Raw genomic sequence first — 14492 nt, forward strand, 5'->3', positions numbered from 1 at the left:
ATTTTTGAGTAATTTTAAATTCTAAAACCTAACAAAATGCTTATACTTTCTAATCACGTACATGATATTGTTACTCAAATTAAGGAACATGTTAAAGAGAATTGTGCTTTAATTGCTATAGGCGAAAATATTAAAATAGAGATACCAGAATTAATAGATGCTTTAAATAAAGCTAATATTTCTTTTATTGGAGGTATTTTTCCTAAGGTGATTGCACAAAGTAATACTTATGAAAAAGGAATTGTAGTTACTCCATTATACAATGTAAAAAAAATATTTACGATTCAAGAAATTAGTAAAAAATCATTTACCATTCCTAATATAGCTTTTAATTCAGATAAAGAGTACAGTTTAATTACATATGTTGATGGATTAACTGCTCATATTTCTAATTATTTAAGTAAATTGTATGAAAATTACGGTATGAAAACCAATTATTTTGGAGGTGGTGCTGGAAGTTTATCTCTAGTACAACAACCATGTGTATTTTCTAAAGACGGCTTTTTTGAAGACGCTGCTATTGCGTGTATTTTAGAAATGAAATCTAGTATTGGTGTTAAACATGGATGGAAAAAATTAAATGGGCCTTTTATTGTTAACAAAGCAAACACAAACACAGTTGAAGAAATTAATTGGGAACACCCTTTTACTATTTATAAAGACATTGTAGAGAAAGATGCCAAGCAAACATTTAATGATTCTAACTTTTTTGACATTGCCAAAGGCTATCCATTAGGCATCATAAAACAGGGGTTGGATATTGTAATTAGAGATCCTTTAACTGTAAATGCTAATAATGAATTGGTATGTGTAGGAGAAGTAGAAGAAAACACATTGATTAACATTATGAAAGGTGATGCTTGCTCTTTGATTAATGCTGCCGTTGAGGCTACTGAAGAAAGTATTTCTAAAGCTCAAAATCCAAAAACAGCTTTTGTTATTGATTGCATTTCTAGAGTTTTATACTTGGAAAATGATTTTGAAAAAGAAATTCAAAACGTTTCAAAAACTATTCAAAATAAATTCCCTGATATTGATATTAATGGCGCTTTAACCTTAGGTGAAATTTCCTCATATGGTAATGGTTTTATAGAGTTTTACAATAAAACTATTGTAGTTAGCTTATTTGAATAAATGGAAAACAATAATCAAATATTAGATGTTTTACGACTCTATGAGTATGCCATAAGTATTGGTAAATCTTTAGATTACCACGATAATTGTAATCAATTTTTAAAACTCTTATTAAAAAGAAGAAACTTAAATGCCTGCTGGTTAATTCACTGTAAAGAATCTAATTACTCTACAGAATACTCTATCCCTTATGGAAATCAAATAAAAGCAAACCTTTCCAAAAAATCTTTAGACTTTTTAAACAATATTGACACCTATATATTAATTCCATACAATAATGATTTAAAAGACCTTACTACCATTGATATTACTGAAGGGCATCTTGCCGTCTATAGATTAAAATCCCATGGTTTTTTATTTCTATATTCTAAAGGGAATAATATGTGTCAAAAAGATTTAAGCCAGCTTTTACCTGTTATCAATAAATTTGCTACAACCTTAGAAGCTTGTAAAGCACATGAAAACCAACAAAAATTATTAAAAAAGCTTGAAGAGCGTAATAAAGAGCTCAATAATTATGCACATGTAGTTTCGCACGATTTAAAATCTCCTTTACGTAATATTGATGCATTAGTTAATTGGATAAAAGAAGATCATAGTAAAAACTTAAACTCAGATGCTATAGAACAATTAGATGCTATTAGTGATAATATTACTAGAATGGAAAGTTTGGTTAGCGGTATTTTACAGTATTCTAGTATTGGACAAAAAGACTTTGAAGTTTCTTTTATAGACTTAAATAAAGTTATTAAAGATGTTTTAAAACACATGCTTATACCGAAAAATATACATATAAATATTCATAAAAATTTTCCTTGCATTAAAGGGGATGTTCACAGGTTACAACAGTTGTTTCAAAACTTAATTAGCAATGCTATTAAGTATAACAACAAAGAAAATGGAATTTTAGAAATTGGTTATACAATTACAGATAACAAATATGCTTACTTTGTTAAAGATAATGGTAAAGGTATTCCGCCTAAATATCACAAAAAAATATTTAATGTTTTTCAAAAATTAGAAACATCGAAAAATTCAACAGGTATAGGCCTATCTATTGTTGAAAAAATAGTAGAAAATTATAACGGTAATATATGGCTTTCTTCTGTTGTTAATGAAGGAACCACCTTTTACTTTACTCTTAACTAATCTTTTATAAATCAAACGATAATATCAATTAAACAATAAAATATCTTATAAATAAATTGATATAACTTCAAGTTTTAGACATCTCTTTTACTTTACTTTTAAATCGCAATACCAAAAACTAGAATCATACGCTTTTTTTACTTTTTTTGTATCTGATTTTTGATAACAATTATCATCATCATTATTACGTAAAGTATAAGAACGAAGGACCTTTTCTCCTATCGTAAAATCTACTGGTTTCTTAAAAATAGGGCCATCATAACAAAATGTATGAAACTCCCCATTTTCTCCGCATACATCAATGTTATCTGGAAGCTCCTCTATAAATGCCTCATCAATAACTCTACCTACAAATTCCTCTCCTAGTAATTTTGCATTTACACATACCGTAATGGTTTTAAAGCCTAAGGTTAAAAATTCTCTCAATAACTGTTTCGTGTCTTTTTTCCATAAAGGGTAAACTCCTGTTATTCCTACCTCTTGCAGTTTGGCATCTCTATACTTTCTTAAATCTTCTAAAAAAATATCTCCAAAAACAGCATACTCAAATCCTTCCGCTTTCAATAATGATGTTTTCTCTTTCATTTTTTCATTATACAAATCCATAGTAACATCAGCTGGAAACTCAATTTTTTCTAAAGGAATTCCAATACTATCAGCTTGTGCTTCTAATAAATTTTCATGCAATCCATGCATAGAAACTCGTTGATACTCTTTATTAACATTGGTAATTAATTTTTGTACCGAATATTTTTTTTCTTGTAATATTTTATACAATGCCAATGATGAGTCTTTTCCAGAACTCCAATTAAAGTATGCTTTTTTCATACTTACAAAGATGCTTAAAATCTTTGTAAATTTTTAACTTTGATAGAAACAGGAGTATTCATCAATATTTTCTGTAGGTAACTTTTATTACTAAAATATACTCAAAAGAAATCACCTTCACCACTCTCATCCTTTAATTTCGAAAGAAACCTAAAACTATTATATCCTTTAGTGATGTCAATAAAAAACTGGCAAAATCTTAATACGACTTTACCAGTTTTCTTACCATAAAATATAATTATAAGTACTGAAAAGTAAAAAATATAACTATACTACAATTATCTTTTTTATAAAAACAATACGTTTATTTTTCATTATATGTAATATATAAACTCCAGAAGATAATCCTGATACATTAATATGCTTCCTATTTTTAGTTACTATAACTTTTTTCCCATTTTTGTCATAGATATTAACTTTATCAAACTTCAAATTATTATCTGCTTTAATTGATATAACTCCATCTTTATGAACTGGGTTAGGATAAATTTCCCAATCTAACGACTTTGTAAAATCTTTAACCGTTAAAGATTTTTTTAATACTGAAACAGCCCATGCTCCTCTTCCATGTGTAAATACAAACAATCGTTTATCCGAGTTTCTTAATTTCAAATCCATAACCTTTGTATAAGGAAGCTCATTACTAATTGTCCAAGTTTTTCCACTATCTGTAGAAAAAAACACTCCTATATTTGTTCCTGCAATAACAATCTCAGGATCCTCTTTAACACCAATTACTGTATTAAAAAACACATTAGGTATATCTCCATTAATTGGTGTGCTTTTAGGAGTATCCGTATCTAAATTGGTAATTTTAAAAGCCAATCCTAATTGCGTAGTTACATATACTGAGTTTCTATCATTAGGATTCATAGTAATAGAGGTTACCCTTCCTACTTCAGCACTCGACAAAACTTTTTTTCGGTGCTTAATAATAGGAGTTGTTTTTGCATTTTCAATTCTCACAAAATCATTTCCTCTAGCATTTCTATCAAAACCTACCATATATACAATAGGATTTAATCGGTCTTCAGTAGTTACAAAAGGATACTCTAATTCATGATCAAAAATTGATGTAAAAGAATCTCCTCCATTTACTGTTCTTTCCAACGAATTATTTTTAGGAATATATAACTGTGTACCATCGGCATTATTTCCAACGAATTGTGTTACAAAATGCGGATGATTTTTATAAAATCCGTCAATACGGACATATTTCCCTGTATTAAGGTCTAATGGATTCAAAGCATTTTCTGTTCGTGTAATCCATCCAGATTGAGCAGAAGCATATGCTTTTTTAGGATTCTGTTTATTTACAAAAGCAGCTCCTCCATCACCTACAACTACTCTTCTACTCTTTCCATTTACAATAGCAAAAGAGCCTCCATCTTGCTGTCCTTCTATATAAGAATCTCCATACTCCTCAGGAAAATAATCTCCACTATAAATTTGTGTTGTATTAAAACCTTCCTTTTTTCCTAGCTCTACCTGTTCTATTTGTTGTTTCTGTACGTACTTCTTTTGTATATTGTCCCATATCGAAAACATCTGTGTTTTATTAAAGTCAACTCTTCCGATACCCTGATCATACCCTATATAGGCTACATCTGGATTGGACTCATGAAAATGAATATCATGATAATCTACTTCTAATCCTGCTGCTCTTTCCCATGATGTAGCACCATCTCTAGAGTAGGCCCATCCAATATTCCCTAATATTACGGTATTGGGATCGTTCGGGTGTACTCCTATTGTCATTGAAAATGAAGTTTGCGAAACTCTTGGAAAATTTGGTGCTATGACTTTTGTCCAAGAAACACCTCCATTTATAGTCTTATGAATAGTTAAAATGACCTCTGGTTTTGACTCACAAATAACTGTATAAGCAATATTTCTATTACTTGGACTAACGGCAACTATTACTCCTCTATAGCCTTTATCTCTTCCTGCTTTATCAAAAGGCAATTTCGTGTCTGCTACAAAAGACCCCAACTCACCTGTTGTTGAAGTATATACTCCTTGATAATCTACACCTACAATCATTTTGCCATTATTCAAAAAATCTATTGCATGAATAAAACCAAAATTATTAACCTTAAAAACTTCTGTCCAAGTTTCCCCTTCATCTTTTGATTTAAATATTTTATCTCTAGATGCTATATAAATAGCCTCTGCATTAGGTGCGTATCTTATATACCTTAAAAACTTAAAATCATTATCATTTTTAGGATTGGTACTCTCCAAAAGTTCAAATGTTTTTCCTCCATCAACTGACTTGAAAATTCCATTACCTACCGTACCATGCTTTTCATCTCCAGTAGCTATTAATAGCTCCTTTTTCCTATTAGGGTGCTGTTTTATGTCCGTAATTGCCAAGAAAGACCCAAAATCATCCAAAGGAACAAAAGGAGTTCCTGTAACAGGGTTAAAAGTCCATAACCCTCCTCCTGAGGGAGCAACTAAAGCAATATTATTGTCTAAATCTACCAAACTTGCTCGAACTCTTCCTCCAATATTCACAATATCTAAATCTGCGGGATTTGAAAATATTGAATTTGCTGCCAGCTTACTTTTCCATGCCTTTGCTCTTTTAAATTCTAAAAATTGATTTGAAATCTTAGCATCCTTTACTGCAAATTCAGGAGCCTTTTCATCCGATGCAACCATCTGATCTTTAAAGCTCTTTTCCTGAGCATTTACAGATAGTAATTGTGCTAATAAAGCTACATATAATAATCGTTTTTTCATATTTGTTCGGGGTCTATTAAAGTTAATGCCATATTAAACTTTAATTGTATTTATTTATTTTATCTAACTATAACATAAATAAGGTACTATTAGACAATCCGTACTTTATAGTTACTTTTTCAAGATTACTTGTTGAATTAGAAACTTACATAAGCTATTTTACATCAATTAAACTGCTGTTTTTTAACTCATATTTCATCATAAATCGAAACCATAACACAACTACGCTTGAGCTTTCTTTTACCTACCTCAAAACAAACTATTGTATCATATTTCTGTTTGTTAGGTTAATAATTTACTAACCACTACCTTCAGATTTCACCTAACGATGACATTCTGGTCATTCTAATAACTTCTGTTAAATAAGCTCATCCGTAAATTGTATTAAATCTTAAACAATTAAACATACATTGCACAAAAAAACAGGCTACTATTAGCCTGTTTAAAAGTTTTCTATAAAAGCTTTTATTATTCTAAGACTAAAACTTCTAGTTTAGAATCATGAAAAATTGTATGTGTTTGTTTCTTGTAATCTGATCGTTTTGCTTTAAAAATATTAGGTACAAATGTTTGTGGATTCATATCAATTAAAGGAAACCAAGTACTTTGCACTTGAACCTGTATTTTATGCCCTTTTTTAAAAGTATGATGTACATCTTGTAATTTTATATGTACCTCCGTTTTTTTATTGGGTACAAAAGCTTCTGGTTTACTAAAATCATTTCTAAATCTACCACGCATTACTTCACTTCTCACAAGTAAGTGATAGTTAGACATTTTTAAATATTTTTGTGTTTCTTCTGTATCTTGAGCATCATACGGGTATACATCAATTACTTTTACCACCCAATCAGCGTCTGTTCCAGTAGTAGCTACTTTTAGTTTTGCCAAAATTTCACCTACCAATGTTATATCTTCTGTTAACCTAGGAGTTTCAAATACCATAACATCTGGTCGCCTAGCTGCAAAGCGTTGGTCATCTGTCATGTATTTACGTAAACTGTAATTCATTTTAATATCTTCTGAATACGGAACTGGTTTTTTAGGGTCACTTACAAATTCTACAGATCCCTTTTTAGATTTTGTTCCTAATTCCTCATTACTTGAAAGGTAAAATGATTTTTTCTTTGCTTTTTTAGGAGGCCAAACATCATAAGAATTCCATGCCATTTTTCCTGTATCAAATACCTTAAACTCTGGTAAATCAAGTTTTTTATCCCCACTTCCTTTTAGAAAATGGTTAAAAAATTTAGTTTCAACATCTTTTTGATATGCTTCAGAGATACCACTACCAAAATATACATTCCCAATAGACTGTCGCCCTTTTTTTCTAGCCCAATCTCCATGCCCCCAAGGACCAAAAACCATAATATTATAATTATTACTACGTTTTTCTACATTTTTATAAGTTTCCAAAGGTCCGTATAAATCTTCCGCATCAAACAATCCTCCTACTGTCATTACAGCAGGTTTTACATTTTCTAAATGTTGTACAATTCCTCTTGATTGCCAAAACGTATCATAATTAGGATGGTCTTTTAATTGCTCCCAAAAAAAATTGTCTTTATTATATTCATCTAAACTAGTTAATGGCCCTTTTTCTAAGAAAAAATCATACTGATCTTTAGAGGTTACTTCTGGCATTTTATACCATGCTTTTGTTGTATTTTCCTTTTTATGAATACCAAATACAGCATTGGCTCTCCAATACGCTAAAATATAAGCTCCATTATGATGAAAATCATCAAAAAAGAAATCACCAATAGGTGCTTGTGGAGATACAGCCTTTACTGCAGGATGTGTATCTAACAGTGAGCAAGTAGCATAAAACCCTGGGTATGAAATTCCCCAAATACCTACTCTACCATTATTATTAGCTACATTTTTAACCAACCAATCTACTGTGTCATAAGTATCACTAGATTCGTCTATTTGACTTCCTTTTTTGTTAGGTATATAGGCTCTCATATTATCATAAGTTCCTTCACTCATCCATCTACCTCGAACATCTTGATAAACGATAATATTTCCTTCTTTCATTAAAAACTGGTTCGGACCAACTGTTTTACGAAATGCATCTTTTCCATAAGGCCTAGAACTATAAGGGGTTCTATATAATAAAATAGGATATTTTTTTGAAGTATCTTTAGGTGCGTAAATAGTAGTATGAAGCTTTACACCATCTCGCATTATTACCGTTTTTTCTTCTTTTGTGTAATGATCTTTTAAGTTATAAGTATCCTCCGCTTCTTGACTAAAACTAAAAAAGGAAAAACAGAAAATAAAAATTCCTTTTAATAAAATTGAAGTAGTACGTTTCATAAATAGTGTTTTTTCATTTAGTTGTTTGTTGTTTACTTGTAGTATTTTACCTTAAAATCCTCAAAAAAGGACTGTCAATTGATTATGAATTTTAAGGAACTACCTTAACGCTAATCTAAAAATATAATTCTAATACTTATAGTATTATCTTTTCTTTTCAAAAGGAAAAATTACTTACTCCATTTTTTGAAGTTTTATTATGTACAGCTTAAATTTTACCAATAACAAACAACTCATCCATATAAAACTACAATTCAGTATTAGAGATTTTTATACGGAAAATTATATGTAGACTTTTAACTTGTTAAATAACTAATACTAATGGAACAGGTAATACAATTTTCAATTTATATTCATGCTTTTTTAGGAGGTATAGGACTTATATCAGGAATTGCTAATGTGATTCTAAAAAAAGGAAACACTCCTCATAAAATTTTAGGCAAAATATTTTCTTATGCAATGATTTTTAGCTCACTAATTTCCCTAATTATAGCTAGGATGCCTAATCATAAAAACTTATTTTTATTTCTAATTGGTTTATTTACTATATATATGATTCTTTCTGGTAATAGAGCACTTACTTTAAAAAGCAAAACAAAATTAAAAGCTGATGCTATTGACAAATCTATTTCTGGAGTCATGTTTTTTATTTCTATAATAATGACTTTAATTGGAGTTATAGGTAGTATACAAAAAGTAGATAATAGTATTCTTTATCTGTTTTTTGGTGGTTTTGGTATTTTTATGACTTTAAAAGATTTTCAAACTTTTAAAACATTTACTAAAAACAAAAACGCTTGGATTAAAAGTCATATTGGACGAATGATAGGTGCTTTAATTGCTGCTGTAACAGCTTTTATAGTGGCTGGTTTACAAATTAAAACTGTAATTGCTTGGATAATTCCAACGCTAATAGGAACGTTATATATTGTATATTGGAACAAAAAATTTAAACCTATTACTCGTAAATAAGTAATGCTAACTTTTTTAATGGAAGAACTACCTAATTATAAAACATTTGTAAAAGATACGATAAGGAATTACTATCAAGTAACTTCAACATCTATTGACTTATTATTGACTATTGCTAAAGTTCAACATATACAAAAAGGAGATACATTACTCCCTTTTGGTAAAATTGCGCAACAAGTTTCTATTCTTTATAAAGGAACTATTGTTTCTAATTTTTTAAACGAAGATGGTAAAGAATATCATAAAAACATTTTCTTAAAAGGAGATTTTGTTAGTTCTACAGTATCTTGTTTAACTCAAAAACCTTCTCAATTTTCACTTGAAGCAATTGAGGATTCTATACTCATTTCTTTTAATTACCATCAATACAAGAAACTTATTGATACTACTAATGATTTTAAAAATTTTTACATTGCTTATCTGGAAAAAAATTGGGTTATTGATAAAGAACAACGCGAAACAACCATTGTATTAAAAGAAGCTAGTGAAAGATACTTAAGCTTTATAGAAAAGTACCCTAATATTGAAAAGCGTATTCCTTTACTCTATATTGCTTCTCATTTAGGAATTACAGCAACTCAGTTAAGTAGAATAAGGAAAAAAATACAAGAAAATTAATCCCAATCAACATATGTAAAGGAAAAAGTAGCTAGCTATACGGAATTTTGTAATATGAAATTATTAGTAATCTATCTACTGGCATTTATTGGAGGAATATTTCTTGCTGTTCAAGCCGGTTTTAACACCCAATTAGGTACTGCATTAAAACAACCTATAATAGCTGTTATAGCTACTTCTATTACAAGTGCGATATTAGGTGGATTATTCTTTTTTTTCTTTAATACAAATAATATAAATCTTCATATAATACATACCATACCTTGGTACTTATGGTTTATTGGTGGATTATTTAGTATGGCTGGTATTTCTCTATATTTTTATACCATTCCTAAACTAGGAATATCTAAAATGATTGCTATGGGACTTTGTGGGCAATTGCTTTTTTCTTTAGTAGCTGGAAATTTTGGTTGGCTAAATCTCCCTAAGGAACCTATAACTATACAAAAGATTATAGGTACAATTGCCATGGTAATGGGTATTATATTAATTAATTTAAAATGAACACATATCAACTTAACATCCAAAATTTAACAACGTTATGGAAGATAGCTGGAAAAACTTTTAGTTGTTATTATACTGCTAATGAAATACATTCAGTTTACTTAAAAAATTCAAGCTGGCCTAATCGAATCTGGATCAACACACCTTTAAACCATACTCTTGTTAATGATTTAAAAAAACAAATGACAAATTTAAAAGGTGTTACTTTTTCTTATTTTAACCGAAGTAAACAAAAAAGTTCTCTTGTAGATACTCCCTCTTTTTCTATTAAATCTGTCTCGTCCTGAAATAGCGTTACACAATTATGTAACATTATGAATGACAATATTTACCGCAAACGTACACAGAAAGATTATACTATGAGTTTTAAACTTTCGGTTGTATCGGAAGTAGAAAAAGGCGAACTAACTTACAAACAGGCTCAACTTAAATATGGGATTCAAGGTCGTAGCACTGTTTTAGTATGGTTAAGAAAATATGGTAACTTTGATTGGGATCATCAAACACCATCTACTATGCCAAAATCACCAGAACAAAAACTATTAGAGTTAGAACAAAAATTACGTCAATTAGAAAAGCAAAATAATCGTTTAAAAGCTCAAGCAGCAGCAGTAGAGAAGAAAGCGATACTATTTGATATGATGATTGATTTAGCTGAGAAAGAGTATAAGATTCCTATCAGAAAAAACTCCAAAACCGAGTAATTGATATGTTTGTTTTACAAAAGAAAGAAAGTATTTCTTCCACCTGTAAATTACTCGGGTTTAGTAGGCAGGTGTATTATCGAGCTAATTATAGAGTTACCAAAGCTCACACCATAGCCAATAAGGTTGTTGAGTTGGTTAAGGATGTAAGAATGGAACAGCCAAGAATTGGAACAAGAAAACTGTATTATATTCTTTCAGAAGAATTAGGCAGTTTAGGTGTAGGAAGGGATCGATTATTTGATATTTTACGAGCTAATAAACTATTGATAAAACGACAAAAAAGTTACCATATTACAACCAACTCACATCATCGTTTTAGAAAACATGCTAATCTTATTGAAACTTTGGAAGTAAATCGACCAGAACAAGTATGGGTAGCAGATATTACTTATTTAGGGAGCCGTAAAAAACCTATGTATTTATCATTAATTACAGATGCATATTCTAAGAAAATTGTGGGATACCATTTGGATAAAACTTTAGCGGTGAACTCAACTGTAAAAGCCTTGGTCATGGCTATAAAAAACAGAGTATATCCAGAGAAGGAACTTATCCATCATTCAGATAGAGGGATACAGTACTGTAGTAACATCTATCAAGATATTTTGTCAAAACAAAAGCTTAAATGCAGTATGACAGAATCATATGATCCATATCAAAATGCCATAGCTGAAAGGGTTAATGGAATCTTGAAACAAGAGTTCTTTACCAATACTACAAATCTAGATATTAAGATAATGGAGAAAATAGTAAAATAATCAATAACTATTTATAACTCTAAAAGACCGCATTGGTCATGTCATTTTAAAACTCCTGACCAAGCACATCAACAAAACATTATGAAAATAAAATCATATCGAAAAAAAACATCATCTAAAGCTATAACTTTAGATGATGTTTAATATATTTAATCAATAAATAACTGTAACGGTTATTTAGGACTAGTCAATCAATTCAATATGGTATGCATTTGGATTTAAGGAATATGAAAAAATATCAATTTCATAATCCATTAAATTTTATTCAAGTACATAATAAAGAAGAAGCTATTTTATGGAGTGATACTTTTTATCAAGCTTTTAATTATATTATTTCTGTAGAAACTTTATTAAAAACCTTAAAAGATATTCAGTACTTTCTTGTTTTTAATGAAGAGGAAATTATAGGAACTGTAGTACTATTTAATACTTATAAAATAGCCGGTATACACAGTTTAGGTATAATTCCTTCTCAAAGAAATAAAGGTTTTGCTTCTAAAATTATGAAAGAAATCATCAATTTAGCTATTGATAAAAATATGGATACTGCTATCCTACAAGCTTCTGAAATGGCTAAAAATATGTATTTAAATTTGGGGTTTACTTTTGACTTTTTAATGGAGAATTATTTATTGAATGAATAACATCACTAACTGTAACAATTGTAAAAAACTGAAGTCATAGTATATAGAGACTCAACCAAAAACATTGAAATTATATGAAAAATAAAACTTCAATTTATACACTACTTATACTTGGCTTTTTAATAAACTCTTGTGCTAAACATAAAAATGAACCCCCTAAAATGTTTCATAAAGAAATTGATACTTACATCAATTCAATTATTAAGGCTGATAAAATCCCTGGTATAGCTGTAGCTGTAATTAAAAAAGGAAAAATTATTCATAAGAAAAATTATGGCTTAGCCAATATACCTCATAATGTTCCTGTTACGGATAGTACTTTGTTTAGAGCCTACTCAACTACTAAATTAATTACCGCTGTTGCTGTTTTTCAATTAATAGAAGCTAAAAAGATTGATTTAAAAGATCCCATTTCAAAATATATAGATCAACTTCCTCTTCTCTGGAAGGATATAAAAATAGAACACCTGTTAACACACTCTTCTGGCTTACCTGAGTATAAAGATTTTGATACCTCAATGTCTAATCAAACTTTAATTTCTAAAATGGCTTCCATGCCTCTTCTTTTTGAAAAAGGAAATAAGTTTCAATATAATCAGACCAACTTCTGGTTTCTTCAACAAATTATTGAAAAAGTAAGTAATCAAAAATTTGATGATTTCATCATCAAAAATCAATTTAACAGTACTTATCCTGTAGTTTTTGCATCCAATAGTTTAACTGCTATTCCTAATCGAGTTGCTAAATATCAATTCAACAAAGAGCACAACACGTATGAAATGACTACTTACAATGCAGGAGAACGTTCCATAGCTGGTAATGGTTTGAATGTTAATTTAAACGCATTGATAGATTGGAATACAAGATTTGACAATAATCAACTACTACAAAATGAGTCTAAACTTAAAATGTTAACGCCCTTTAAGTTCAAAAATGACAATACACCTTTTGGATATAGTTGGGGTATTTTTGGTCCAGAAGGGAAAAAATATTATGGCTTTGCTGGTGGTGGTGTTAGTGCGTTGATGAAATTTATAGACAATGATTTAACTATAATTATTTTATCTAATGGTTTTAAAAATAATCCTATTATTAGTAATGCCATTACCTACATCTCTGGATTATCTGATTCTTCCTTAATTAGAAAAGATAGAATGTTAAATGAAGACATAAGACTAGCCTTTTTATTAACTCCTTATAAAGAAGCTTTCAAAAAATATAAGCAAATTAAAAATGAAAATCAAAAAGTTAACTTTGAAAGAGCTTTGAATGGTTTAGGATATTATTATTTAAACCATAATGAGATAGAAAAATCAATTACCATTTTAAAACTATATACTGAAGAATACCCTAACTCATATAATGCGTTTGATAGTCTTGCTGAAGCTTATTTTACTCAAAAAAAGTATAACTTGGCTACCAAAAATTATTTAAAGTCTTTAGAGCTATATCCTGACAATAAAAACGCAAAAAAAATGTTAGCAAAAATTAAACAGTTATATGAATAATCTAATTGCCTTTATTAATAATACTATTGCTCTAGAAAAAAATACTATAGAGACATTAACAAATTTATGTGTAGAAAAAGCATATCAAAGAGGTGATTTTTTACAAAAACCTAATGGCTATTGTAACCATCTATTTTGTATTAATAGTGGACTTGTAAAACTATCATTTGATACTGGTAATAATGAATTTGTAATGCGTTTTTTTCAAGAAGATGTTTTATTTACAGAATTAGAAAGCCTTACTGAAAATATCCCTAGTAAATATCAAATTATTGCTCTAGAAACTGTTCATTGTACGCTACTTCCTTATAGGGAATTTGAAAAGTTATCTGCAAAAAACACTCGATTAGCTTTATTTTTTTCTAAATTTTTAACTAGAGCGCATGTTAATATGATAAACCGAATTAGTGAGATGTTAGAAGCTAATGCACATATTAGATATACTAATTTTTTAAAACATCACCCTGATATTATTAATAGGATTTCTTTAGGGGATTTATCAAGGTACTTGGGAATTAATCAAGTTACACTTAGTAGAATTAGAAGTAAGAAATGATTTTTTAGCATTTGTTAAAAAATCAACTCTTTTATTCATCGAAT

At 29.2% G+C, this 14492-nt stretch carries 11 protein-coding genes and 1 pseudogene; 9 read left to right on the plus strand and 3 right to left on the minus strand.

From position 1 onward, the window contains the following. Positions 1 to 36 precede the first annotated feature (36 nt). The gene (locus ABNT65_RS09030; RefSeq protein ID WP_348747706.1) at positions 37 to 1134 is read left to right on the plus strand and encodes an FIST signal transduction protein; all 1098 of its coding nucleotides are present in this window, start codon (positions 37 to 39) and stop codon (positions 1132 to 1134) included. Further along, positions 1135 to 2283 carry a sensor histidine kinase gene (locus tag ABNT65_RS09035; protein WP_348747707.1) on the plus strand — a complete coding sequence of 383 codons (1149 nt, stop codon included), beginning with the start codon at positions 1135 to 1137 and terminating at the stop codon, positions 2281 to 2283. 87 nt (positions 2284 to 2370) lie between these two features. Here the strand turns inward: ABNT65_RS09035 and ABNT65_RS09040 are convergent, their stop codons facing one another. The 3 genes from ABNT65_RS09040 to ABNT65_RS09050 form a co-directional block, all read right to left on the minus strand. Next, positions 2371 to 3111, minus strand: coding sequence for a diphthine--ammonia ligase (locus tag ABNT65_RS09040; RefSeq protein WP_348737446.1), 741 nt, complete (start codon positions 3109 to 3111; stop codon positions 2371 to 2373). A gap of 267 nt (positions 3112 to 3378) precedes the next feature. Continuing rightward, positions 3379 to 5859, minus strand: coding sequence for a T9SS type A sorting domain-containing protein (locus ABNT65_RS09045; RefSeq protein ID WP_348747708.1), 2481 nt, complete (start codon positions 5857 to 5859; stop codon positions 3379 to 3381). Positions 5860 to 6327: 468 nt separating this feature from the next. Then, a complete protein-coding gene (locus tag ABNT65_RS09050; protein ID WP_348747709.1) occupies positions 6328 to 8181 on the minus strand; it encodes a CocE/NonD family hydrolase in 1854 nt (617 codons plus the stop codon). Between the two features lie 321 nt (positions 8182 to 8502). Here ABNT65_RS09050 and ABNT65_RS09055 point away from each other — a divergent pair, with 321 nt between their 5' ends. The 7 genes and pseudogenes from ABNT65_RS09055 (at position 8503) to ABNT65_RS09085 (ending at position 14448) form a co-directional block, all read left to right on the plus strand. Then, positions 8503 to 9153, plus strand: a complete 651-nt coding sequence (locus ABNT65_RS09055) for a hypothetical protein (RefSeq protein ID WP_348747710.1) — start codon at positions 8503 to 8505, stop codon at positions 9151 to 9153. A gap of 18 nt (positions 9154 to 9171) precedes the next feature. Then, positions 9172 to 9771: a Crp/Fnr family transcriptional regulator gene (locus tag ABNT65_RS09060; protein WP_348747711.1), complete on the plus strand. Its 600-nt coding sequence runs from the start codon at positions 9172 to 9174 to the stop codon at positions 9769 to 9771. A 54-nt stretch (positions 9772 to 9825) separates the two neighbouring features. After that, positions 9826 to 10275, plus strand: coding sequence for a DMT family transporter (locus ABNT65_RS09065; protein ID WP_348704498.1), 450 nt, complete (start codon positions 9826 to 9828; stop codon positions 10273 to 10275). Positions 10276 to 10589: 314 nt separating this feature from the next. Next, positions 10590 to 11884 (plus strand): annotated as a pseudogene (locus tag ABNT65_RS09070) (IS3 family transposase). Positions 11885 to 11967: 83 nt separating this feature from the next. Further along, the gene (locus tag ABNT65_RS09075) at positions 11968 to 12384 is read left to right on the plus strand and encodes a GNAT family N-acetyltransferase (protein ID WP_348747712.1); all 417 of its coding nucleotides are present in this window, start codon (positions 11968 to 11970) and stop codon (positions 12382 to 12384) included. A 74-nt stretch (positions 12385 to 12458) separates the two neighbouring features. After that, positions 12459 to 13892 carry a serine hydrolase gene (locus ABNT65_RS09080; RefSeq protein WP_348747713.1) on the plus strand — a complete coding sequence of 478 codons (1434 nt, stop codon included), beginning with the start codon at positions 12459 to 12461 and terminating at the stop codon, positions 13890 to 13892. Next, positions 13885 to 14448, plus strand: coding sequence for a Crp/Fnr family transcriptional regulator (locus tag ABNT65_RS09085; RefSeq protein WP_348747714.1), 564 nt, complete (start codon positions 13885 to 13887; stop codon positions 14446 to 14448). Before ABNT65_RS09080 ends, ABNT65_RS09085 begins: the two co-directional genes overlap by 8 nt. Positions 14449 to 14492: the final 44 nt, after the last annotated feature.

It is taken from the genome of Tenacibaculum sp. 190524A02b, assembly GCF_964036645.1.
Classification (GTDB): domain Bacteria; phylum Bacteroidota; class Bacteroidia; order Flavobacteriales; family Flavobacteriaceae; genus Polaribacter; species Polaribacter vairaonense.

Bases quoted from the DNA above. Each gene is read 5' to 3' on its own strand.
- ABNT65_RS09045 (WP_348747708.1), bottom strand. From the start codon at position 5,859: ATGAAAAAACGATTATTATATGTAGCTTTATTAGCACAATTACTATCT.
- ABNT65_RS09040 (WP_348737446.1), bottom strand. From the start codon at position 3,111: ATGAAAAAAGCATACTTTAATTGGAGTTCTGGAAAAGACTCATCATTG.
- ABNT65_RS09075 (WP_348747712.1), top strand. From the start codon at position 11,968: ATGAAAAAATATCAATTTCATAATCCATTAAATTTTATTCAAGTACAT.
- ABNT65_RS09030 (WP_348747706.1), top strand. From the start codon at position 37: ATGCTTATACTTTCTAATCACGTACATGATATTGTTACTCAAATTAAG.
- ABNT65_RS09065 (WP_348704498.1), top strand. From the start codon at position 9,826: ATGAAATTATTAGTAATCTATCTACTGGCATTTATTGGAGGAATATTT.
- ABNT65_RS09035 (WP_348747707.1), top strand. From the start codon at position 1,135: ATGGAAAACAATAATCAAATATTAGATGTTTTACGACTCTATGAGTAT.
- ABNT65_RS09055 (WP_348747710.1), top strand. From the start codon at position 8,503: ATGGAACAGGTAATACAATTTTCAATTTATATTCATGCTTTTTTAGGA.
- ABNT65_RS09080 (WP_348747713.1), top strand. From the start codon at position 12,459: ATGAAAAATAAAACTTCAATTTATACACTACTTATACTTGGCTTTTTA.
- ABNT65_RS09060 (WP_348747711.1), top strand. From the start codon at position 9,172: ATGGAAGAACTACCTAATTATAAAACATTTGTAAAAGATACGATAAGG.
- ABNT65_RS09085 (WP_348747714.1), top strand. From the start codon at position 13,885: ATGAATAATCTAATTGCCTTTATTAATAATACTATTGCTCTAGAAAAA.
- ABNT65_RS09050 (WP_348747709.1), bottom strand. From the start codon at position 8,181: ATGAAACGTACTACTTCAATTTTATTAAAAGGAATTTTTATTTTCTGT.